The sequence below is a fragment of the Snodgrassella sp. CS2 genome, assembly GCF_050310315.1.
In the GTDB taxonomy this organism is placed as follows: Bacteria; Pseudomonadota; Gammaproteobacteria; order Burkholderiales; family Neisseriaceae; genus Snodgrassella; species Snodgrassella alvi_E.
In genome coordinates, this window is the sequence record NZ_JBNPBA010000002.1 from 50,253 (window position 1) to 73,952 (window position 23,700).

24 protein-coding genes and 1 tRNA gene are annotated in these 23,700 nt (G+C 46.0%); 19 read left to right on the forward strand and 6 right to left on the reverse strand.

The window, feature by feature from the left end; translation table 11 throughout:
• The first annotated feature begins 39 nt into the window (after positions 1-39).
• A complete protein-coding gene (locus ACQP6D_RS03860) occupies positions 40-915 on the forward strand; it encodes a LysR family transcriptional regulator (RefSeq protein ID WP_267408542.1) in 876 nt (291 codons plus the stop codon).
• Between the two features lie 44 nt (positions 916-959).
• Here the strand turns inward: ACQP6D_RS03860 and ACQP6D_RS03865 are convergent, their stop codons facing one another.
• A complete protein-coding gene (locus ACQP6D_RS03865; protein ID WP_100140483.1) occupies positions 960-1,424 on the reverse strand; it encodes an Lrp/AsnC ligand binding domain-containing protein in 465 nt (154 codons plus the stop codon).
• A 179-nt stretch (positions 1,425-1,603) separates the two neighbouring features.
• Here ACQP6D_RS03865 and ACQP6D_RS03870 point away from each other — a divergent pair, with 179 nt between their 5' ends.
• The 10 genes from ACQP6D_RS03870 (at position 1,604) to metG (ending at position 13,074) form a co-directional block, all read left to right on the forward strand.
• Positions 1,604-2,860, forward strand: a complete 1,257-nt coding sequence (locus ACQP6D_RS03870; RefSeq protein WP_100151806.1) for a D-amino acid dehydrogenase — start codon at positions 1,604-1,606, stop codon at positions 2,858-2,860.
• 147 nt (positions 2,861-3,007) lie between these two features.
• Complete coding sequence (locus ACQP6D_RS03875) at positions 3,008-3,916, forward strand: hypothetical protein (protein ID WP_267404148.1); 909 nt, start codon at positions 3,008-3,010, stop codon at positions 3,914-3,916.
• 30 nt (positions 3,917-3,946) lie between these two features.
• Positions 3,947-5,005: an alanine racemase gene (gene alr, locus ACQP6D_RS03880; RefSeq protein WP_267404150.1), complete on the forward strand. Its 1,059-nt coding sequence runs from the start codon at positions 3,947-3,949 to the stop codon at positions 5,003-5,005.
• A gap of 121 nt (positions 5,006-5,126) precedes the next feature.
• Complete coding sequence (gene dapE, locus ACQP6D_RS03885; protein WP_416384981.1) at positions 5,127-6,284, forward strand: succinyl-diaminopimelate desuccinylase; 1,158 nt, start codon at positions 5,127-5,129, stop codon at positions 6,282-6,284.
• Positions 6,285-6,294: 10 nt separating this feature from the next.
• Positions 6,295-7,293 carry an ornithine carbamoyltransferase gene (gene argF, locus ACQP6D_RS03890; RefSeq protein WP_427857491.1) on the forward strand — a complete coding sequence of 333 codons (999 nt, stop codon included), beginning with the start codon at positions 6,295-6,297 and terminating at the stop codon, positions 7,291-7,293.
• 34 nt (positions 7,294-7,327) lie between these two features.
• Complete coding sequence (locus ACQP6D_RS03895) at positions 7,328-8,551, forward strand: multidrug effflux MFS transporter (RefSeq protein WP_267392144.1); 1,224 nt, start codon at positions 7,328-7,330, stop codon at positions 8,549-8,551.
• Positions 8,552-8,618: 67 nt separating this feature from the next.
• On the forward strand, positions 8,619-9,695 hold the full coding sequence (pheA, locus tag ACQP6D_RS03900) for a prephenate dehydratase (RefSeq protein WP_100151801.1): 1,077 nt from the start codon (positions 8,619-8,621) through the stop codon (positions 9,693-9,695).
• A gap of 63 nt (positions 9,696-9,758) precedes the next feature.
• Positions 9,759-10,364 carry a TIGR00730 family Rossman fold protein gene (locus ACQP6D_RS03905; protein WP_367645115.1) on the forward strand — a complete coding sequence of 202 codons (606 nt, stop codon included), beginning with the start codon at positions 9,759-9,761 and terminating at the stop codon, positions 10,362-10,364.
• A complete protein-coding gene (locus ACQP6D_RS03910) occupies positions 10,358-10,921 on the forward strand; it encodes a ubiquinone biosynthesis accessory factor UbiJ (protein WP_370388291.1) in 564 nt (187 codons plus the stop codon). Before ACQP6D_RS03905 ends, ACQP6D_RS03910 begins: the two co-directional genes overlap by 7 nt.
• A gap of 95 nt (positions 10,922-11,016) precedes the next feature.
• Positions 11,017-13,074, forward strand: a complete 2,058-nt coding sequence (gene metG / locus ACQP6D_RS03915; protein ID WP_427857492.1) for a methionine--tRNA ligase — start codon at positions 11,017-11,019, stop codon at positions 13,072-13,074.
• 136 nt (positions 13,075-13,210) lie between these two features.
• Here the strand turns inward: metG and ACQP6D_RS03920 are convergent, their stop codons facing one another.
• The 4 genes from ACQP6D_RS03920 to ACQP6D_RS03935 all read right to left on the reverse strand — a co-directional run bounded on the left by ACQP6D_RS03920 (position 13,211) and on the right by ACQP6D_RS03935 (position 16,293).
• Positions 13,211-14,500 (reverse strand): dicarboxylate/amino acid:cation symporter, encoded by a 1,290-nt coding sequence (locus ACQP6D_RS03920; protein ID WP_100140473.1) that lies wholly within the window; start codon positions 14,498-14,500, stop codon positions 13,211-13,213.
• Between the two features lie 331 nt (positions 14,501-14,831).
• Positions 14,832-14,908 (reverse strand) — tRNA-Pro (locus tag ACQP6D_RS03925).
• 84 nt (positions 14,909-14,992) lie between these two features.
• A complete protein-coding gene (locus ACQP6D_RS03930) occupies positions 14,993-15,706 on the reverse strand; it encodes an SAM-dependent methyltransferase (RefSeq protein WP_427857493.1) in 714 nt (237 codons plus the stop codon).
• Positions 15,703-16,293 (reverse strand): Maf family protein, encoded by a 591-nt coding sequence (locus tag ACQP6D_RS03935; protein ID WP_100140471.1) that lies wholly within the window; start codon positions 16,291-16,293, stop codon positions 15,703-15,705. Before ACQP6D_RS03935 ends, ACQP6D_RS03930 begins: the two co-directional genes overlap by 4 nt.
• A 51-nt stretch (positions 16,294-16,344) precedes the next feature.
• On the opposite strand from ACQP6D_RS03935, the gene ACQP6D_RS03940 reads away from it, so the two are divergent.
• From ACQP6D_RS03940 to fabG, 8 genes are all read left to right on the forward strand, one after another.
• Positions 16,345-16,848, forward strand: coding sequence for a YceD family protein (locus ACQP6D_RS03940; RefSeq protein WP_367487032.1), 504 nt, complete (start codon positions 16,345-16,347; stop codon positions 16,846-16,848).
• 31 nt (positions 16,849-16,879) lie between these two features.
• A complete protein-coding gene (gene rpmF / locus ACQP6D_RS03945) occupies positions 16,880-17,059 on the forward strand; it encodes a 50S ribosomal protein L32 (protein WP_100140470.1) in 180 nt (59 codons plus the stop codon).
• A 163-nt stretch (positions 17,060-17,222) separates the two neighbouring features.
• Entirely contained in the window at positions 17,223-17,750 is a 528-nt protein-coding gene (locus tag ACQP6D_RS03950) for a phosphoribosyltransferase (RefSeq protein WP_100140469.1), read from the forward strand.
• Positions 17,751-17,753: 3 nt separating this feature from the next.
• Positions 17,754-18,779, forward strand: a complete 1,026-nt coding sequence (gene plsX / locus ACQP6D_RS03955) for a phosphate acyltransferase PlsX (protein ID WP_427857495.1) — start codon at positions 17,754-17,756, stop codon at positions 18,777-18,779.
• A gap of 76 nt (positions 18,780-18,855) precedes the next feature.
• Complete coding sequence (locus tag ACQP6D_RS03960) at positions 18,856-19,818, forward strand: beta-ketoacyl-ACP synthase III (RefSeq protein ID WP_267392155.1); 963 nt, start codon at positions 18,856-18,858, stop codon at positions 19,816-19,818.
• A 22-nt stretch (positions 19,819-19,840) separates the two neighbouring features.
• Complete coding sequence (locus ACQP6D_RS03965; protein WP_267404168.1) at positions 19,841-20,704, forward strand: hypothetical protein; 864 nt, start codon at positions 19,841-19,843, stop codon at positions 20,702-20,704.
• A 38-nt stretch (positions 20,705-20,742) separates the two neighbouring features.
• Complete coding sequence (gene fabD / locus ACQP6D_RS03970; RefSeq protein WP_427857496.1) at positions 20,743-21,687, forward strand: ACP S-malonyltransferase; 945 nt, start codon at positions 20,743-20,745, stop codon at positions 21,685-21,687.
• 7 nt (positions 21,688-21,694) lie between these two features.
• The gene (gene fabG / locus ACQP6D_RS03975) at positions 21,695-22,441 is read left to right on the forward strand and encodes a 3-oxoacyl-ACP reductase FabG (protein WP_427857629.1); all 747 of its coding nucleotides are present in this window, start codon (positions 21,695-21,697) and stop codon (positions 22,439-22,441) included.
• A 71-nt stretch (positions 22,442-22,512) separates the two neighbouring features.
• On the opposite strand, the gene ACQP6D_RS03980 is transcribed toward fabG, so the two are convergent.
• Complete coding sequence (locus tag ACQP6D_RS03980) at positions 22,513-23,463, reverse strand: LysR substrate-binding domain-containing protein (RefSeq protein ID WP_100140464.1); 951 nt, start codon at positions 23,461-23,463, stop codon at positions 22,513-22,515.
• Between the last annotated feature and the right edge of the window lie 237 nt (positions 23,464-23,700).

Here is a 23,700-nt window from a genome sequence, read left to right on the forward strand (position 1 = left end):
TTTTGAGATAAAATGTTCTAAAATTTCGATTGATTCGCGATGAAAACAACACTGGAACAATGGCAGCTTTTACAGGCTGTGGTGAGCTATGGCAGTTTTGCCCGTGCTGCGGAAGCCTTTAACCGTAGCCAGTCTTCCCTGAGCTACCAGTTGACGTTAATGCAGGAACGGCTGGGTGTAACGTTGCTGACTATTGTTGGCCGCAAGGCAGAGCTGACAGCGTCTGGTCAGCAGCTACTGGCACAGGCCTTGCCTCTGTTGCAGGGGTTTGAGAAGCTGGAAAACCGTTCCCGTGCGCTGCAACGCGGTGAGCGGGCACGGCTAGATTTGGTGGTGGACAGTATTTTTCCTAAAACGCGTCTGTTTACAGTTTTACGCCGTTTTCAACAGGTTTATCCCTCTACCCAAATTCATCTGACTGAAGTGCTACGAAGTGAAAGCTGTGCTGTGCTTCAACAGCAACAGGCGGATGTCTACATCATCACGCCGAGCGCAGAAATGATACGTCAGGGAAAGTTATTGCTGGAGGTGAACTTTGTAGCTGTGGCGCAGCGTGAGCATCCGCTGCTGACTTTGCCGGCACCACTGGGTCAGGATGTGCTGGTTCGCTATCCGTTGATTGAGATTGTTAGCCGCGAACAGCAGCAGCTACCCTACCGGCAAGTAAGTGCAGCAGAAAACTGGACGTTTACCACAATTGAAACGGCTATTGAGGCTGTAACTCAGGGTGTAGGCTATGGCTGGCTGCCGGAAGATCGGATTCAGGTGCAGTTGGCCAGTGGGGAATTACAGGTCTTACCATTAAAATATGGTGCACGGCGTGCTACGCCGGTATATTTGTTTTTGAATCAGGATGAGGCTCAGCTGGACAATGAAACAGCGTTATTGGTCAGTCTGATTCAGGATAAAGTATGAATGCCGACCGATTATTCAGTCTTAGAATAGCTAGTGCTGTGATTTTATTCTAGGTGTAGTAGTTGTTCTTCTTTTACTTCCTCCATTACCACATAGCTGCGGCTTTCGGCTGCCGCAGGTAGCTGGAGCAATATATTGCCCAGCATATTGCGGTAGGCGTGCATATTGGGCAATCTCACTTTAATTAGGTAATCGTATTCGCCAGATATGAGATGGCATTCCAGTACTTGCGGAATGGTCAAAACTTCTCGCCGGAAATCCTCGAAGATGTTGCCGGATTTAGAACGCAGTTTGATTTCGACAAATACCAGCAGGCTTTGATTCAGGGCACGTGGATTCAGACGAGCGTGATAGCCCGTAATGATGTTTTCACGTTCCAGCCGCCGTACTCGTTCGGTAACCGGAGTGGTAGACAATCCTACTTTATCGGCCAGTTCGGTCATGGTGGTGCGGGCATTTTTTTGCAGTAAGGACAAAATCTTCATGTCCACTTTATCAATCTGGTGCATGATTAATTTGTAGTTTGAATGTGATAAATTATTAAAATACACCTTTTTTTGGTAAAAATAAAGTGAAATTCACTATCATTCTTTGTTTACACTAGGAGAAGTTACTAAACAGTTTATTTTCAGGATTCTGCCATTAAACAGCCGCGATATTCCGGTTTGATTTTCAGGGAGCTAATGTAATGAAAGTTCTGATTATGGGGGCAGGTATTGTTGGGGTAAGCACTGCCTGGTATTTAGCCAAGGCCGGTCATGAGGTAACAGTGCTGGAGCGAGCTGATCAAGCAGCAATGGAAACCAGTTTTGCTAATGCCGGCCAGTTATCCTATGGCTATACCACGCCGTGGGCTGCACCAAGTATACCAGCCAAAATAAGTAAGTGGTTGTTTAAAGAACATTCCCCGCTGCTGATCAGGCCTGATGGCAGTCTGTTTCAGCTACGCTGGCTGTGGCAGATGTATCGCAATTGCAATGCGCAAAGCTATGCGACCAATAAAGAACGTATGGTTCGTATTTCAGAATATAGCCGAGAAATGTTGCGGCAGCTGGAAGCTGAAGAGAATATTCAGTACGAAGGACGCCGGCAGGGTACGTTGCAGATTTTCCGTACCGAAAAAGAAGTGATTGATTCGCGTTCGGATATTGCTGTTTTACAGGATTTTGGTGTGCCGTTGCAGATACTAAACAGCGTGACGGAATGTACGCAGTATGAACCGGCATTGGCTCATATGGCCGGCAGGTTAGCTGGTGCTCTGTATTTGCCTCAAGACGGTACTGGAGACTGTCATTTATTCACCACCCGTCTGGCTGAGAAATGTGAGGCGCTGGGGGTAAAATTTCTGTATCGGCATGCGATTACTGATATCCGGCAGGATAAGTGTTCGATTAAAGGGGTAGAGGCAAATGGTCAGTGGTTTAATGCGGACCATTATGTTTGTGCTTTGGGAAGTTTCAGCCGCAGTATGATGCGTAAACTGGGAATAAATTTGCCTGTTTATCCGGTAAAAGGTTATTCACTGACAATTCCTATCATTGATAAGGATAAAGCTCCTGTTTCTACGGTGATTGATGAAACCTATAAGGTGGCTGTGACACGTTTTGATGAACGCATCCGTGCTGGTGGAATGGCTGAATTATCGGGTTATCGTATTCATTTAAATCCGGCTCGCAAGGTGGTGTTAGATTTAGTGGTGAATGATCTGTTTCCTGGCAGTTGCCATACATCGGAAGCTTTTTTCTGGAGCGGCCTGCGGCCGATGACGCCGGATAGTACGCCGATTATCGGTGCCAGCCGGTTTGTGAATCTGTCGCTGAATACCGGCCACGGTACGCTGGGTTGGACGATGGGGCTGGGTTCGGGAAAAGTTTTGGCAGATATCATTAGCGGAGTGAAGCCGGAAATTGAAACTGGTGATTTGTCGTTAGCTCGATATGTGTAGATATGTCAGATAGTTCGGTCTGGTTAACAGTCTGTGGCATACACAGGATGTAAAAAGTTTTATCATTACGGTTAATATATTATTAATCTGACAGGCTCCAATTTTCCGGCCGGAAAATGTAGGTTATCCTGTTGAAAAGGTTTGTATATGGCTGACGATAAAATTTTGTTGCTGGAAGTTGCACCTGTTGGCAGGATAATCGAATTCAATCCTCAGACGGGAGCACACCAGATTCTGGCTGATGAGCTGCATGATTTTCCAGATGGAATTGCTGTTGATATCCACCATCAACGATTGTTTTATTCTAGTATGGGTCGAATAAAAGAACCGGATTCTCTGGAATTTTTTCAGGCCGATGGAATGATTGCTGAAGTTTCGCTCGATGGACAGCAGCGGCATGAGCTGGTTGGACATGGTTTGTTTGTTACCGGCAAGCAACTGGTGTTTGATGAAGATGAGGGTCAGCTTTACTGGTGTGACCGTGAGGGAATGCGTGTCTGCCGCTATGATTTGCGAAGCGGAAAAACGGATGTACTGGTACAAACTGGGTTATATCCGCGAGATGCGCATGATTATGCGCGTCATTGTGTGGGCATTGCATTGGATAAGCAGCATAATTATTTTTACTGGACACAGAAAGGGCGGCCGAAAGGCGGAGAAGGTCGCATTCTGCGAGCCCATCTGCAGCCGGAAGCTGAATTTGATGCTGCGACCCGCTGCGATATTGAGACGGTACTGGATAATCTGCCCGAACCTATTGATCTGGAAATAGACCATGTCAACCAGATGCTGTACTGGACGGACAGAGGTCTCGATGCTGCTGGGGGAAATAGCCTGAATTGTGCAGCCATCTGTGCAGACGGGCTGAGAGACCATCAGGTATTGGCTACCGGTTTACAGGAAGGAATCGGGCTGGCTGCGGATTTTGTCCATTCGCTAATCTATATTACCGATTTGGGTGGTAATCTGTGGCGTTATGATATACAGCAGCGCGGGCCTTTGTGTAAACTGGCACAGTTTGGTCCGCTTACCGGCATTGCTTTACTGAAACAATAATATGACAGACATCAATACAGGGGATCAATAATGCGTCCGTTAGTTGCGCATATTCGTTTAAATCATTTGCGTGATAATTTTCTGGCTCTGAAACAGATGCATGGCGGCGGCAGAATGCTGGCTGTGGTGAAGGCCAATGCCTATGGCCATGGGGCGGTACGTTGTGCACAGGCGCTGGCTGATGTGGCCGATGGTTTTGCAGTGGCTTGCATCAACGAGGCGGTAGAGTTGCGTAATGCGGGTATAGAAATACCTATTGTTATGCTGGAAGGTGTTTTTGCGCAGGAAGAATATGCACTGGTTGATCAATATCGATTGTGGCCGGTAGTGGGTAATTTATGGCAGCTGGAATCATTGTTGGCGCACAACTGGCAAAAACCGGTAACGGTATGGCTGAAAATGGATTCGGGCATGCATCGTACTGGTTTTTTTCCGCATGATTATGCACCGGCCTATCAGGCACTGGCTCAAAGTGATAAGGTAGCTGAAGTGGTTAAAATGACTCATTTTGCCTGTGCTGATGAACCTATGAAAACCATGACTGCAGAACAAATTCACACGTTCGAGATGGTATGTGCCGATTTGCCTGGAGATGTCAGTTTGGCCAATTCTGCCGCGATTATGGCGTATCCGCAAACCCAATGCGGCTGGGGACGTGCTGGTTTGGCGCTGTACGGAATTTCGCCGATGGGTGGCACTGACAGCCGCTTTAAGCCGGTGATGCGGCTGGTAAGTAAAGTATTTGGTGAGCGTGTTTTGCAGATGGGAGAGCCAATCGGCTATGGTGCCAGCTTTGTGACTTCACGTTCAACCCGCGTCGGGTTGGTGGCTTGCGGCTATGCTGACGGTTATCCGCGTCGTGCGGCAACGGGTACACCTGTGGCCATAGATGGAGCACGTAGCTGTGTTTTGGGGCGAGTTTCTATGGATATGATGACAGTACAGCTGGATGACCACCGCCAGTCTCTTGGCAGCGAAGTTGAATTATGGGGGGATGTGGTGAATGTCAATGAGGTGGCTGCTGCTGCCGGCACTATTTCCTATGAGCTGCTGTGTAATGTTAAACGGGCTGAAATGGTATATGAATAAGATGCCATGGTTTGTCAATTTTTAAGTAAATGTTTGGCAAGACAGAAAATTTGGTTTATAAAGATGTAATATGTTTTCAGGCAGCTGTGCAAGCTGCCTGAAGTTATTTTTTATTGAGTTTATGATAATGGAAATAGAAACACTGAAACTGGCCAAGGCATTGATTGCACAGCCGTCTGTCACACCAGATGATCATGGCTGCCAGCCTCTGCTGATGAGCAGGCTCAGCGCACTTGGTTTTAACATTGAAACCATGCGTTTTGGAGAGACCGATAATTTTTATGCGCGATGGGGCAATCAGGGGCCGCTGATATGCTTTGCCGGACACACCGATGTGGTACCGGCCGGTGATGAAAGCCGCTGGAACTCGCCTCCATTTACGCCGACAGAGCGTGAAGGCAAATTATTTGGCCGCGGAGCTGCTGATATGAAAAGCAGTGTCGCGGCTTTTATTACTGCCTGCGAACGCTTACTACTGCAACAGCCGGATTTGCCACTGCGTTTGGCTATGCTGATTACTTCAGATGAAGAGGGTGACGGACACGATGGCACCAAACGTGTGGTCGAAACCCTGAAACAGCGTGGTGAACTGATTGATTATTGCATTGTTGGTGAGCCTACTGCTGTAGATACACTGGGGGACATGATTAAAAACGGCCGGCGTGGCTCCTTATCTGGCACATTACGGGTGCACGGCCGGCAGGGACATGTGGCTTATCCGCATCTGGCCGCCAACCCTGTCCATTTAGCAGCGGCAGCACTGGCTGAACTCACTGCCATGCACTGGGATGATGGTAATACCTATTTTCCTCCTACCGGTTTTCAGATTTCCAATATACATGCCGGTACTGGTGCCACCAATGTGATTCCAGGCGAGCTTACTGTGCAGTTTAACTTCCGTTTTTCCACTGAATCCAGTGCCGAAAATCTACGTCAGCGTGTACACACTATCTTAGATAAGCATAATTTACACTATGATATAGACTGGACATTGTCCGGACAGCCTTTTCTAACGACTGCCGGTCGTTTAACCGACGTAGCGCAGAAAGCCATCAAGTCTGTTTGCGGTGTGGATGCCGAGCTGTCTACCACGGGCGGTACTTCTGATGGCCGGTTCATTAAAAACATAGCTCGGGAACTCATTGAGCTAGGGCCGGTTAATGCGACCATTCATCAGATTGATGAGTGCGTGGATATTACTGCGCTGGCACAGTTATCGGCAATATATGAAAACATGCTTCAGCAGCTGGCTTGGCCTGATGCCTGCCTACATAAATAAGGAGAAAATAATGAGTACGGTGAACCAGAAACATTTTTTAAAACTGCTGGACTATACGCCAGCTGAAATTCAGAATCTGCTCGACCTAGCGGCGAGACTGAAAACCGAAAAGAAAATCGGTGTGGAACAACCCCGTCTAAGCGGTAAAAACATTGCTCTGATTTTTGAGAAAACTTCTACCCGTACCCGTTGTGCCTTTGAAGTGGCAGCACACGATCAGGGAGCACATGTAACTTATCTCGACAGTAGCGGCAGTCAGATTGGTCATAAGGAAAGCATTCGTGATACCGCACGTGTTCTCGGCCGCATGTATGATGCGATTGAATACCGAGGTTATGGTCAGGAGATTGTCGAGCAGCTGGCAGAATTTGCCGGTGTGCCGGTGATTAACGGATTAACCAATGAATTCCATCCGACACAGATGTTGGCTGATTTGCTGACTATGAAGGAAAACTGTAAAAAATCTCTACACCAGATTGCTTATACCTATGTGGGTGATGCGCGTTACAACATGGGTAATTCTTTGCTGGTAGCCGGTGCCAAAATGGGAATGGATGTACGCATCGGCGCACCACGTGCTTTCTGGCCAAACGATGATTTAGTCAGTCAGTGTCGTAGCATAGCTGAGCAGACTGGAGCGCGGATAACTTTAACCGAAGATGCAGCCGCCGCAGTCGATCAAACCGATTTTATCCACACTGATGTCTGGGTATCGATGGGTGAGGCCAAAGAAGTGTGGCGGGAACGGATAGAGCAGCTAAAGTCTTATCGCGTAGATTCACAGTTACTGGCTGCTAGTCACAATCCCAATGTTAGATTCATGCACTGTTTGCCCGCTATTCACAATCGTGATACCGGCATAGGTCAGTGGCTCTTTGAAGAGTTTGCTCTGGATGGTGCTGAAGTGAGTGAGGATGTATTTGAAAGTAATGCATCTATCGTATTTGAGCAGGCAGAAAATCGTATGCACACCATCAAAGCTGTACTGGTGGCATTACTGAGTACCTGAAAGGTTTAGCCTGCTGTCAACGGAGAGAATGGTTATGAAAGCAACCTCCAATCAGTTATTAATCAATCCGCATCATTTGGCTTTTTTATTGTCAGTGATGGTGGCCATTATGCCATTTTCTACAGATATTTATTTGTCTTCTGTTCCGGAAATGGCTTCTTCTCTGCATGCGCCTATCGATCAGATTGAACGCAGTTTGGCCAGCTTTATGTTTGGCGTGGCACTGGGACAACTATTTGGGGGAGCAATATCCGATATTAAAGGACGTAAGGTCATTGCCATGATTGGCCTGAGCGTTTACCTGCTTTCAGCCATTGCCATTGTATTCATTGATTCAGCAGATGAGCTGCTGTTTTGGCGCTGGATTCAGGCCATTGGTGGCGGCATGGCCACGGTTACTGTTGGCGCAACCGTGCGTGATTTTTTCCATGGTAATGAAGCTGCAAAAATGTTTGCCACCATTGGTATCATTACCCTTGCTGCTCCATTAGCTGCACCGATGCTGGGTACGGCGCTGGCGGCATTAGGTGGGTGGCGTGTTATTTTTATCTTTCTGCTGCTTTATGCTCTAATTGTGCTGCTATGCGTGTGGCGCTTTATGCCGCAGGTAAAAATGGATATTCAGCCGTTAGATAGTCAGGTATTTCATAAGATAAAACAGAATTTTTCAATGGTTTTCCATGAGCGTGAGGCATTGGGATTCATGTTTTTTCAGACTGCTGCGTTTGCGGCGATGTTTGTTTTTCTCACCGAATCGTCTTTCTTATATATGAATATCTACGGCCTGAGTCCGCATGAGTATTCATGGGCATTCGGTGCTAATGTGATTACCATGATGCTCTTTAATCGGATCACAGCTTACCGTCTGCGTACGACGCCGGCACGCAATATTCTGCTTAGTGGTGTGCTGCTACAACTAGGCTGTAATTTACTGCTGACCATCGTGGTGTGGAGCATGAACCGGCCACCATTTTTTCTGCTATTGGGTCTGATTATGTTTTCCATCGGTTCACAGGGTTTGATTGGTTCCAATACTCAGGCTTGTTTTATGAGCTATTTCCGTAAAATCGGTGGCAGTGCCAATGCCGTACTCGGAACCATGCAATTTTTGATCGCCGCTACTGTTGGCTGGCTGACTACCTTGCTGCATAATGGTTCGACTCATGTGATGCCTACCATGATGCTGATTTCTACTAGTTGCGGTGCCATTTTACTATGGGCTCTGTCGCGCACTGCGTGGCAGAAAAAGCACCGTTGATTTCGGGCAGCCGCAGCAGGCTGCCTTTTTCATGTTTTTCTGAACAACAATTAAAACACTACTAATTATGTCTGATAACGATAAACTCAAACCACATCGCGATGCCATAGACCAGATAGACAGCGAAATTTTGCGCTTACTGAACCAGCGTGCCAGCCACGCTCAGGCTATCGGTACTTTAAAAGGAGAAGGAATCGTCTATCGTCCTGAACGCGAAGCAATTGTTTTGCGCCGTATACAGGAGCAGAATCCTGGACCATTATCCAGTCAGGCGGTTGCCCGTTTACAGCGAGCCATTATGAGTGAGTGTTTGGCGCTGGAACGACCGTTGACCATTGCTTATCTTGGTCCGCAGGGTACCTTTACCCAGCAAGCAGCGATCAAACACTTTGGTCAGGCCGCGCAGACACAGCCATGCACTTCAATAGACGAAGGATTTCGTCTGGTAGAGGCACAACAAGCCGATTATGTTGTCACGCCAATTGAAAATTCGACCGAAGGTTCCGTCGGGCGCAGCCTAGATTTGTTGGTAACCACACCATTAAAAGCTTGTGGTGAAGTTAATCTACGCATTCATCATCAATTATTGCGTATCATCGATTCCACAGAAAACATTACTAAAGTTTATGCGCATGCGCAGGCACTGGCACAGTGCCGAAGCTGGTTGGATAAAAATCTGCCCGAGCAAACAGCTCGCATTGCGGTTGCCAGTAATGCCGAAGCAGCACGGCTGGCTGCTGCTGACAGTAGCGCTGCCGCCATTGCTTCTCTAATGGCAGCAGACCATTACCAGTTGCGGATACTGGCTCAGAATATCGAAGACGAACCCAACAATACAACCCGTTTTCTCGTACTTGGGCGCAATGTCACCACTAGCAGTGGGCGCGATAAAACCTCATTGATTGTAGCTGCACCCAACAAAGCAGGTGCCGTACATGATTTGCTCCAGCCTTTTGCAGACCATCATGTATCCATGACCAAACTTGAAAGCCGCCCCAGTCGTGGTGGATTATGGGAATATGTGTTCTTTATTGATATCGAGGGTCACCAGCAAGATGCTGATGTAGCCGCCGCATTGACTGCCTTGCAGCAACGTTCAGCATTCCTAAAAATAATCGGTTCTTATCCGCAGGCAGTAATATGAATGTAAAGCTAATAATTGATACTAACAGATAATATTCGCCTCTGACTTGGAGACAAAACAAGCATGAAAAATATCGTTGTCTATTGTGGTTCCAATCTGGGACAGAATAAAGCCTATTTTGATGCAGCACAGCAACTGGGCAAAGAAATGGCACAACAAGGCTATCGTCTCGTTTACGGAGGTGGCAATATTGGTCTGATGGGTACCATCGCTTCATCTGTGCTCGACCATGGCGGAGAAGCCATAGGCGTAATTCCTAGCTTTTTGAAAAATCTTGAAGGCGCACATCCAGGGCTAAGCGAACTGTATGAAACTTCTAATATGACAGAGCGCAAAAACAAAATGATAGAACTGGCTGATGCCTTCATTGCCATGCCCGGTGGTCTGGGTACCTATGAAGAATTATTTGAAGTCTTATCACAGGCACAGCTCAAGCTGCATCCGCATCCAGTAGGGATTCTGAATGTAGCCGGTTTTTTTGATCCATTGATTCAAATGTTGCAAAACACAGTTACCGCCGGTTTCATGCCTCCAGAAAACATGGATTTACTGTGTAAAGCCACAACACCTGCAGCGTTATTAGATCAGTTACGCCACTGGCAGCCGCGTGATGCGGTGAAATGGGTGACTCCGCAATGGGCGCAGCAGACAAGAGATACATTATGCTGACTTTGGCAGTACTGAATCACCTTATTCAGCAAAATGTTGAACTGAAAGCCAGCTGGCAGCAATACCAGCAACGGGTAGTAGCACTGGTGCTACCAATGCTGACACTCAAAGGCCGCATCGATGCTCAGGGTTTCTGGCAAGAAGACAACATTGAAGCTGAAACTACCATTACCATTGCTTCCACCGCTTTGACTAAAATGCTCATTGGCCAGCAACCGGGAGTTGGTGATATTGCAATTACTGGTGACCGTGCATTGGGCATGGCTATTCTGCCGTTGATACAGGCATTACAGTATGACTGGCGTGATGATTTGGCGCGGCTTTTTGGCGATGCCATCGGCGGGAAAGCAGCGCTGGAGCTGGAAAATCTATATCAGCAGGGGTGTGGCATCAGTCAGAGTATTGCAGCACAGATTGCTGACTATGCACAGGAAAGCGATGCAGTGGTTGTGAGCAAAGTTCAGTTGCAGCAGTTTGCCGCACAGGTTGAAATGCTGCGCGACGATACAGCTCGCCTTGCAGCCCGCCTCAGCCTTTTGCAACAACAGACGAAATAATACCCATTAAGCTGCCAGCGGTCATTACTGTTGCAGCAAAAAGGCTCTGGTATAATTTCAGTAGTTTTTAGTGAATTTCAACGATACAGCAAATCATGACACAACAACGCAAAATACTGGTTACCTCAGCTTTGCCGTACGCCAATGGCAACATACATCTGGGACATATGGTAGAACACATCCAGACTGATATCTGGGTACGTTTTCAAAAAGCACGTGGCCACGAATGTTATTACGTCTGCGCTGATGATACTCACGGCACTCCGGTAATGTTGGCGGCACAAAAGCAAGGCATCTCGCCAGAAGAAATGATTACCAGAGTACGGGAAGACCATCTGGCCGACTTTAGTGGTTTCGGCATTGGCTACGATAACTATTACAGCACCCATTCTCCAGAAAACGAAGCTTTATCACGCAGCATCTATCTGGCCTTAAAAGCCAATGGCAAAATTGAAAGCCGTACGATTGAACAACTATTCGATCCAGAAAAAAATCTTTTTCTGCCAGACCGCTTTGTAAAGGGCGAATGTCCAAAATGCCATGCACAAGATCAATATGGTGATAATTGTGAAGTCTGCGGCACGACTTATAGCCCAACTGAGTTAATTAAGCCGTATTCAGCGATTTCCGGTGCTACACCGGTACTGAAAGAATCAGAACACTTCTTCTTCAAACTTGGCGAGTGTGCTGATTATCTGAAGCAATGGACTGCCGGCAGTACTCTGCTGGCAGATGGCCGCATGCAACCGCACCTACAGGCAGAAGCCCTGAATAAAATGAAAGAGTGGTTGGATGATGACAATCTGAGTGATTGGGACATCAGTCGGGATGCTCCTTATTTCGGTTTTGAAATTCCGGATGCACCGGGCAAATATTTTTATGTATGGCTAGATGCCCCAATTGGCTATATGGCTTCCTTTAAAAATCTGTGTAATCGTATTGGCGTTGATTTTGAGCAATGGTTCCAACCTAATACTGATACCGAAATGTATCATTTCATTGGTAAAGACATTCTCTATTTCCATGCACTATTTTGGCCGGCTACATTGAAATATGCCAATCTGCGCGCACCAACCGGTGTATTTGCTCATGGTTTTCTTACCGTTGACGGGCAGAAAATGTCTAAATCCCGTGGTACATTCATCACTGCACGTTCTTATCTAGAACAACGCTTGAATCCAGAATGGCTGCGTTATTATTTTGCTGCCAAACTCAACAGCAAAATTGAAGATCTGGATTTAAATCTGAATGATTTTATTGCCCGCGTGAACAGCGATTTAGTCGGCAAATATGTCAATATTGCCGCCCGCGCAGCTGGTTTCATCAGCAAGCGTTTTCAAGGTAAATTAACAGACGTCAGCACCAGTTCATTACTGCCGCAGTTGCAGGCACAGAGTGAAGCCATTGCCGTCAGCTATGAAGCACGCGAATATGCACGCGCTCTACGTGAAATCATGGCACTGGCTGATGTGGTGAATGAATATGTCGATGCCAACAAACCATGGGAACTGGCACGGCAGGAAGGGCAGGAAGCACGGTTACAGCAGGTATGTAGCGAGCTGATTAATGCTTTCCGTATCCTGACAGTGTATCTGTCACCTGTATTACCGCGACTGGCCGCTGAAGCGGCTGCCTTTCTTAATGTGGCTCCGTTAAAATGGTCTGATAGTATTTCTGTATTACCTGCCGGCCACAGCATTAATACCTATCAGCATCTCATGCAGCGTGTTGAACAAAAACAGATAGATGACCTAATTGCCGCCAATCGTCAGAATATCCAGCCGACAGCAGAGGTTCCGGCAGCCTCGTATGAACCAGTGGCTGCCACCGCTTCATTTGACGACTTTATGAAAATTGATATGCGCGTCGCCAAAGTAATGAGCTGTGAAAAAGTGGAAGGTAGCAGCAAATTACTGAGATTTCAGGTAGACCTTGGTTTTGAACAACGCACCATCTTTTCTGGTATCGCGGCCAGCTATCCAGAGCCGGAAAAACTGGTCGGCCGCATGGTTATTGTGGTGGCCAATTTCGCAGCTCGTAAAATGGCCAAATTCGGTATGTCAGAAGGCATGATTACTTCTGCCGCCGGAAATGGCAAATTGTTTTTACTGGATGTGGATAGTGGTGCCAAACCCGGTATGAAAGTCGGTTGATTTAAGCTATAAAAAAAGACCCGTTTAATTTAACGGGTCTTTTTTTTATTGGATGTATTAGTATAAGTGACGAAATACTTATTCCATCACTTATTACCTACTATTGTCTGACATGAGCTGTGATGCTCCGAAAGAGCTATTTGTTCAATACCTCATGTAGGCGTTCTGAATCCAAACTTTTTTCCCAGCGAGCCACCACAATCGTGGCACAGGCGTTTCCTACTAGATTAGTTAGGGCGCGGCATTCAGACATAAAGCGGTCAATACCTAGAATAAGCGCCATGCCTTCTACCGGTACAGATGGTACAACAGATAATGTAGCAGCTAGTGTAATAAAGCCAGCGCCAGTCACACCCGCTGCGCCTTTAGAGCTGAGCATGGCTACAAGCAGCAGCAGAACCTGCTGTTCCAGAGTAAGATCAATATTACATGCCTGTGCAATAAACAGCGCAGCCATTGTCATGTAAATATTAGTACCATCTAGATTAAAGGAATAGCCCGTTGGTACCACCAGCCCCACAATTGATTTCTGACAGCCGGCTTTTTCCATTTTCTGCATCAGTGTAGGTAAAGCAGCTTCGGAAGAGCTAGTACCCAGTACCAGCAGCAGTTCTTCTTTAATGTATTTCACGAGTTTGATAATCGAAAAACCGTTGTAACGTGCTACTGCACCCAACACAATCAGAATAAACAATACCGAAGAAATATAGAAAGTCAGAATCAAATAGAGCAGATTACCAATCGAACTAATACCGTATTTACCGATAGTAAACGCCATGGCACCAAACGCACCTATTGGAGCCGCACGCATCAGAATAGACACCATTTTGAAAACCGGAGCCGATAAATCCTGAAAGATATTAATCAGCGGACGGGCTTTTTCACCAATCAATGCCAGTGAAATACCAAACAGAATGGCAATAAACAGAGTTTGCAAAATATTGCCATTAGTAAGCGGACTCATCGCTGTAGTTGGAATGATGTCCATCAGAAAACCAGTCAGGCTGGATTCATGTGATTTCTGTACATATTCATGTACTTTTGCACTTTGTAAAGAACTCGGGTCAATATTCAGACCATGACCTGGCTGAGCAATATTGGCCACAATCAAACCGATAGCCAGAGCCAGCGTAGAAAAGGTCAGAAAATAAACCATGGCCTTGCCGGCCACTCGTCCCATGGTTTTCATATTGGTCATCTCAGCGATGCCGGTTACCACAGTAAGGAAAATAACCGGTGAGATGATCATTTTAACTAACTTGATAAAAGCATCTCCCAACGGCTTCATGCTTTCGCCAACACTGGGGAAAAAATTGCCAAGTAAAATACCAATAATAATGGCAATTATTACCTGTACATAAAGAACCTGATACCACCGCTGTTTTTTCGGTGGCGGATTCATTTCCTCAATTTCGAGTGGTAACATACTGATCTTTCGATGGTTTGTGTTTAAAAACTACAGAGTATAGAATTTATTATGAGCCATAAGAGACATAATTTGTTGATTATAAAGCCAACATAACTTAACAGAAAAGCATTATTAATTACTAAATAACAGTTATATGCTACTTAAGTAGAATGGGTGATAAATAGTAATTTAAAAACAATAATTTGAAAAAATTTATTACCATACAGCATAATATAATTTACTTTGGTATAAATAGAAGGATTAATTATTTACAATAAAAGTACATCGGCATATGTTGTAGTATATATAAAAAACCGTCTGTACACTGGTACAGACGGTTTTAGAAATCTGGTCGGAGTGAAAGGATTCGAACCTTCGACCCCCTCGTCCCGAACGAGGTGCGCTACCGGGCTGCGCTACACTCCGAAATAAGTTGTGCATTATAGGCAGCCATATGTACCTTGACAAGGGTAGTGAAGAAATAATTTGATAAAAAATGTCTATCAGCTATCAGCTCGCATACAACACAAACAAACAGGGTCTTTTTTTCAGCACTGGCAAGGTTTTCATGCTGCGCCACTTAGCAATATTCTGACTAATAATAGTTTGAGTAGGCAGCGTTAAATCCGCGGCAATACACAGACGAGTTTGAGGATGCAGGCTGGCAATAGCATCAGCAAGCAAAGCATCGTTACGGTAAGGCGTTTCAATAAAAAGCTGAGTTTCATTTTCCTGGCGTGAACGGTTTTCCAAAACGCGCAACCGTTCAATCCGCGCATTTTTTTCAGCCGGCAGATAACCTTTAAACGCAAAACACTGACCATTTGCTCCTGAAGCCATCAGTGCCAGCATAATACTGGAAGGGCCTACTAGCGGTATGACCGTAAAACCTGCCTGATGAGCCAGTGCAACCAGTTGTGCGCCCGGATCGGCCACAGCTGGACAGCCGGCTTCACTAAGTAGGCCCATACTACGCCCAGCCTGTAAAGGCTCTAATAAAACAGCAATATCGCGTTCTAGAGTATGTTCATTTAAAGTACGCAGATTCAGCTCCCGAATCGGCGTATGTACACCAAACGCTTTTAAATGCGCCCGTGCAGTTTTTTCTGCTTCAACCACAAAATCAGTCAAATCAACAATATATTCCCGTTCATGTGCCAGCAGGCTAGGCGTATCTGCTGTACCCAATGGTGTAGGAATCAGATAAAGCACCGGATTACTCATAGAACATTAATTCCTTCTGCCAGCAAAAAATCCACCAGACGAAAAATTGGTAAACCAATCAATGCATTTGGGTCAGTGGTGTCAATCTGTTTAATCAACAGTGCTCCCAGTCCTTCGCTTTTGGCAGCTCCTGCACAGTACACTGCATCTGCTTCAAGTGTTAAATAATGATTAATTTGTGTATCAGTCAGAGCGCGCATTTGCACGCGAGTTTCATCAATATGCTGATGCTGACGCTTTTCAGCTACATTTAGCAGAGTTAGCGCACTATAAAATATCACTTCCTGACCACTTAAATATTTCAGCATCTGTTGTGCTTTTGCCACGGTCAGAGGTTTGCCTAATTGCTGTTCACGGCACCAAGCTACCTGATCGCAGCCGATAATCAGTGCTTCCGGATAAAGCTCAGCCAGTGACTGTGCTTTACCTCCAGCCAGACGCAATGCAGTCTGTGGTGCGGTTTCTGCCGCAAGTGGTGTTTCTTCAAAATCAGGTTTAACCGCTTCAAAAGGGATATGCAACTGCCTAAGCTGCTGCTGACGAAAACGTGAACTAGAAGCCAGAATCAGCTTTTTCTCATTCGGCATAAGTGCGAACTCATTGACATGATAAAGCTTAAATTATATCATCCGCCGTTTATGTTAGACCCTATTTTGATTGATACGGCGACGTTCACTCGTGAACAGCAACAACTCAGCGGTCAATTGCAGCTTCAAGCACTGGATCGGCGGGTCTGGTCACATGAACTTTTAGCACAACGCGATGGCGTTATCCAGTATAAAGTCAGCGGAGGTATTGACCGTTGGCAGCGTCCTTTTATCGATATCAGTATAGAAGGTGAACTAAAACTGGTGTGTCAGCGCTGTTTACAGGCTGTTTCCTGGACGCTGAATGACCAGTCGCGTGTGGTGCTCTTTGCCAGCGAACAGCTATTGGACGAGGCCATGGCCGCTGATGAAACACTCGAAGGCATGGTATGGAGTGCAGAATATAATCTGACTGCGCTTCTGGAAGACCAGATTTTAATGGCCATTCCGGTAGCTCCGCGACATGAAGACTGTGATCACACTCTGGCAACCAAAACCAATCAAGACGCTGGCAATCCATTTGCCAAACTGGCAGGACTGAAAAGCGGCCACTAACGAATTTACCTAATTTTCCAGGAGCTTTAACATGGCAGTACAACAGAACAAAAAATCACCTTCAAAACGTGGTATGCACCGTTCCCATGATGGACTGACCGCTGTACAGGTGTCTACTGACACCGCTACCGGCGAAGTACATCTGCGTCACCACATTTCCCCGAATGGTATGTACCGTGGACGCAAGGTAATTAAAGCCAAAGGTGAATAACTCACATCTGTGATTATTCATAGCTTATGAAAGCCAGACATTGCTTGTGCAATCACTGGCTTTTTTGTATCCATAATTAGCAGGATATATTATCCAGCTAAAATAATACTTCCACTTTACCAGCAGCCATCAGCGACCTGCTGTATATTGACTCGAGTTTCCCATGAAAAAAATCTGGTATAACTACGAAGACATACATCGTGCCATCAAGCAATTGGCCGAAAAAATTCAGAAATCAGGACAATCATTCGATGCAATGATTGCTATTGGCGGCGGCGGATTCATTCCGGCACGTATCTTACGTAGTTTTCTGAATATTCCTGTTTATACCGTTACCTTGTCTTATTACGATATCAATGACCGTCCAACTGACTGTCCGCAGAAAATTCAATGGACAAATGGCTTTGACGAGAAAATGAAAGACAAAAAACTGCTGATTGTTGACGAAGTGGACGACAGTCGAGCCACGCTCGAATACTGTGTTCGTGAATTACAGCATGAAGGATTTCAGCAGCTTGGTGTAGCCGTGCTGCATGAAAAACGCAAACCCAAAAAAGGGGTGTTGCCAGCAGATTTACCTTTTTACAGTGCCATTCAGGTTGATGACTGGTGGATTAACTATCCATGGGATGCCCTTGATATTGATGAGCACTATGAAAATGTAGCTGCGCAGACAACTCCTGAGGCATAGGTTATGACCTTAAAAACCATCGCAGTAGATGCAATGGGTGGTGACTTCGGATTGGATGTGACCATTCCCGGAGCGCTGACATTTTTACAGCAGCAGACTGATGCAGCCCTGATTATGGTCGGAGATGAAACCAAAATCAGAAGTGCTTTGATCAAAGCCAATGCTTCACTGGAGCGGATTACAATCTGTCCGGCCAGTGAAGTCGTCGGTATGGATGAAGAGCCAACTTCAGCACTTAAGAATAAAAAAGATTCTTCCATGCGTGTGGCCATCAACCAGATTAAAGAAGGGCAAGCACAGGCTGCTGTGTCAGCCGGTAATACCGGCGCTCTGATGGCAACTGCGCGCTTTGTACTGAAAACCATTGCCGGTATTGACCGGCCGGCAATAGCTAAGTTTTTACCTGGCCGCAACAACCACATGACACTGGTACTGGATTTGGGTGCCAACGTTGATTGTAGCAGTGCTCAGCTTTTACAGTTTGCCATTGTAGGTAGCCAGCAAGTAGCCGCTCTTTCGCCTGAAAACACTCGACCTCGGGTAGGCTTGCTCAATGTGGGCACAGAAGATATCAAGGGTAATGCCACGGTAAAGGAAACGCACCAGCTAATACAGCGCAGCGATTTGAATTTTGTTGGTAATGTAGAAGGCAACGCTATTTTTACATCTGAGGTGGATGTGCTGGTAGTCGATGGCTTTACCGGCAATGCCATGCTTAAAAGCATTGAAGGTGCGGTTAAATTTGTAGGTACAGTCGTGAAGGAAGAATTCACTCGGAGCATATACAACAAACTGGCTGCGTTGATTGCTTTACCTACCCTCAAAGGATTTAAACGCCGCCTCGACCCGCGCCGCTTTAACGGTGCTATTTTTCTGGGCCTGCGTGGTGTGGTGATCAAAAGCCATGGTGGTACCGATGCTACTGGTTTCTGTTTTGCCTTGCAGGAAGCTTACAAAGCCATTAAAGCAGATTCAATCACCAAAATTCAGGCTGGTGTGGCGCAGCAGCTGGCTGCACTGGAAGAATAATCACTCTGTGACAAAGGCAGACAAGTTAAATGACTTTGTTTAAAATGTGGCCTTTGTTGTAAATAAAGACTATGCCATGCTAAATGCTCATATTCTGGGTACAGGCAGTTATCTGCCTGCACGCCGGCTGACTAATGATGACCTGAGCAAAATCGTCGACACTTCTGATGAATGGATTGCTACTAGAACAGGAATTAAAGCGCGCCATATCGCCGCAGAAAATGAACAGACCAGTGATTTGGCCGTTGCTGCAGCCAAAGCAGCGTTGGCCGATGCAGCCATAAGTGCAAAAGACATTGATCTGATCATCGTGGCCACCTCCACACCGGATATGACATTTCCGGCTACAGCTTGTATCGTACAAAACAAACTTGGTATTGCCGGCTGTCCGGCATTTGATGTTCAGGCAGTTTGTGCCGGATTCATGTATGCCATGGCTACAGCCAACGCTTATATCAGAAGTGGAATGGCGAAGCGCGCACTGGTAATCGGAGCCGAAACATTTAGCCGGCTGCTGGACTGGAATGACAGGCGCACTTGTGTTCTGTTTGGTGACGGTGCCGGTGCAGTGATTCTTGGTGCTTCCGAACAGGAAGGTGGTATCATTAGTACCAAATTACAGGCAGACGGCAGTTATAGCCAAATTCTGCAAACACCGGGAAAGATTGCTGCCGGTTCTATAGAAGGTTCACCATATCTCTACATGGATGGACAGGCAGTTTATAAATTCGCAGTTAAAGCACTGGCCAATGTGGCTAGAGAAGTGATCGAAGAATCCAATCTGCAACCAGCTGATATAGATTGGATTATTCCGCATCAGGCTAATCTGCGTATTATCGAATCCACAGCACGCCATCTGGGAGTGCCTATGGATAAAGTAATTGTTACGCTGTCAGAGCAGGGTAATACTTCAGCAGCATCTATCCCACTGGCTCTTGATGAAGGTATTAGAAGCGGACGAATCCGCCATGGCCAGACATTGCTGCTTGAAGGAATAGGAGGCGGATTCGCCTGGGGAGCCATTACCCTGAAATACTAACCTTGTTTTTCAGAGTCGGATTATGCTACCTCAAACTGCATTAGCAAGTATGTATCCAGTTGTCATGTCTCCCAGCCATGATGGCCGTTACTTCGGCAATTATGTGCAATCGTTACTGGCTTTAGTGGATACACATAGTCGTGCCGGTTTTCCCCTTCAGGTATTCATGCATCAGGGTGAAAGCCTGATTACACGAGCCCGTAATAACTGTGTTGCTGAGTTTATGGCTCATTCCGAATGGACGCATCTGTGCTGGATAGATACGGACATCGGATTTTCAACCGAAGCATTTCAGCGCCTGCTTCTGTCTGATCGTGATATTGTTGCCGGCGTGTATCCGCTCAAGCGAGAATCTTGGCCGCCTGATGGTATTGATGCGCATATGACCCAGCAGCAGTTTAATGCTGCTTATACACGCTATACCATTAATATCACTCGCGAAGATGAGAATCGTGAAGTGCATGTAGAGGTTGATGACGAAGGGTTTATTGAATTACCAGAAGCACCGACAGGTTTTATGGTGATAAAACGTCAGGTTTTTACTCGTCTGATGGAAGCTTATCCCGAGCTGCAATATCAGCCTGATTCGCTTGGTGTTGCCAATCAGGGCTATCACTACCGTTTTTACGATTGTTTGGTTGATCCGCAGACCAAACGTTACTTATCTGAGGATTTCAGTTTTTGCCGTTTATGGAATCAGCTAGGCGGCAAAGTCTACATAGATGCGCAATCTAATCTCACTCATATGGGCAACAAAATCTATAAAGGGCCGTTTACCCAGACTCTAGAAGCCAATCTGGCTTATGCAATAGGTGCACCGGCTGGAGCTAAAATGTATCTGCATCATAATCAGCCTCTGCAAGCCAACCTACCGCCACATTTATAATTAATCAGAAGTCAGTTTTATTCATATCAAGGAAAACAATGAGTATTGCTTTTTTCTTTCCCGGTCAGGGGTCTCAAAGTCTCAATATGATGGCCGGTTTCAATGACATGCCTGTGGTTAAAGAAACATTTGACCAAGCCTCAGCAGTGCTTGAGCAGGATTTATGGACGCTGATTAATGGCGAAGATACTGCTGCTCTGAATGAAACCATCAATACCCAGCCACTAATGCTGACAGCAGGTATCGCTACATGGCGTGTTTATCAGCAGCTGCATGGCCAAAATCCTGTTATGCTAGCTGGCCATAGTCTGGGTGAGTATACAGCTTTGGTTGCAGCCAGTAGTCTGGCCTTTGAAGATGCTGTGAAACTGGTGCGTTTGCGTGCCGTGCTGATGCAGGAAGCTGTACCGACCGGTGAAGGTGCAATGGCCGCTATACTAGGACTGGATGATGATGGAGTACGTCAAGTATGTCTGCAGGCACAGACCGAACTGTCCGGATCTGTTGTCGAAGCAGTGAACTTTAACTCGCCCGGACAGGTAGTGATTGCCGGTAGCACTGAAGCAATTAACCGCGCTTGTGAACTGGCTAAAGCAGCTGGCGCTAAACGTGCTTTGCCATTACCGGTTTCTGTACCATCACATTGCAGCCTTATGAAGCCTGCTGCGGCTAAACTTGCTACCGCGTTGGCACAAACAGAAATCAAAACGCCAAAAATTCGAGTTTTACATAATGTGGATGTGGCTGTGCATAGTGAGCCGGAAGCAATCAGGCAGGCATTGGTGCAGCAGTTGTATTCACCGGTACGCTGGACAGAAACCGTGAGCAAACTGGTCACAGAGGGTATTACCGAATTTGCAGAATGTGGTCCGGGTAAAGTACTGGCCGGTCTGGCTAAGCGTATAGATAAAACTGCCAGCTGTACTGCATTTACGACTGTTGAGACCATAGAAAATTTTATTACTGCACATGCAGCTAGCTGAAAGAAAAATAATGAATCAGGATTTAAAAGGAAAAGTCGCACTGGTAACTGGAGCTACTCGTGGCATTGGAGCGGCAATTGCCCGCTTTTTGGCAGAAAAAGGTGCAAAAGTCATTGGTACTGCCACATCTGCTTCAGGAGTAGCCAGTATTAATCAAGCACTGTCTAAATTTGGTGGAGAAGGGCGTGAATTACGCATCGCTGAAGAAAACAGTATTGAAAATCTGATAGCAGATATCGAAAGTAATATCGGCAATATTGCCATACTGGTAAATAATGCCGGTATAACTCGTGACAACCTTCTGATGCGCATGAAAGAAACCGAATGGGATGAGATCATGCAGATCAATCTCAAATCTGCTTTTCGTGCCAGTAAAGCTGTCACTCGCAGCATGATGAAAGCCCGCTGGGGACGTATTATCAATGTGACTTCGGTAATCGGGTTCACCGGCAATGCCGGTCAGACAAACTATGCGGCGGCCAAAGCTGGTTTGGTCGGATTTAGCAAATCATTGGCACGGGAAGTCGGTTCGCGTGGTATTACCGTAAACTGTGTGGCTCCGGGCTTTATTGAAACCGATATGACACAGGCACTGCCACAGGAACAACGAGATTCCTTTGTCGCACAAACTGCATTACATCATTTCGGTACTGTTGAAGATGTTGCTGCAGCGGTATTGTTTCTCGCTAGCGAAGAAGCACGCTACATCACTGGACAAACTATACATGTCAACGGAGGCATGCTGATGCCATAATCGCTGATTATAGTGATTAAAAAGCCATTTTATACATTCTGTATAAAATGGCTTTTGACTTAAAATATTGCTTAAATTGAAAAATCTTCTTCAAAAGGTGAATACAGCGCAGACTCAATCAGCGAGCGAGTAAGCCGCGGTGCATACAGAGTCAGAAACTCGTAGCCAAAGCCTCGAAGATAAACATCATGTCTGAGAATAATTTGTGAAAATGAAGGCTCAAATAGATGTTCGGCACTCAGTATCTGTAGACCTTGGTCCTGTAAGCTGTCAAAAGCCATACTGGCGATCAGTCCAATCCCCAATCCTTGTTTAACATAGGTTTTGATTACGTCGGTATCAGCCGAAGCCAGTGCTACTTTAGGTATATTACAGCCTTCCTGAGTAAAAGCGCGGGCAATTTTAGATTGTTCACTAAACGCAATATCATAGGTAATCAAAGGATATGCAGCAATGTCTTCCAGCCGTAATGGTCGGTTGAGACTCAGCAGCGCATGATTATCTGGAACAATTACACTGCGATTCCATGCTTCACAACTTAGTTTACGAAGTTCAGGGTGTTCAACTTCCATTTCCATACCGATTGCAAAATCCACTTCGCCATCCAATACCATATGGCTAATAGCTTTCGGACTAGCAGTATGAATACTCAGCTGTACCTGAGGATAGCGTTCAACAAACGCCGCTACAACTTTTGGTAATGCATAACGTGCCAAAGTATGAGTGGTGGCAATCGTAAGAAAACCAATATTTTGGTCAGCAAATTCAGTACCGATGCGTTTGATATTTTGTACTTCACGCAATACACGCTCGGCGGTTTCCAGTACAATTTTGCCCGGAGCTGTTACCGCCACCATGCGTTTACCATGGCGGATAAACAGTGGCACGCCCAGTTCTTCTTCCAGCATGCGAATCTGTTTTGAAATCCCTGGCTGGGAAGTAAACAGTACTTCTGCTGCTTCCGATACATTCAGATTCTGACGATATACTTCTACCGCATAGCGCAACTGTTGCAGCTTCATATTGTTTCTGCCCCTTTAAGTTTGGCATTATCTACTGTCGCTCAAATACAACAAAAAAGCTTCTTTATCTGCATCATAACTCAATTTACCCATTCTGACATGAGACACTTTTATTGTTGTCTTAACAATTTCTCAGCTTAATCCGTTTGCTGCGGCCTATCAGGCAGGCTATGGCTTCCTTGTTGTTTTAATGCAACTTAATTAGCGTAATGGTGTGAATTTAGTTGTAAATAAGTG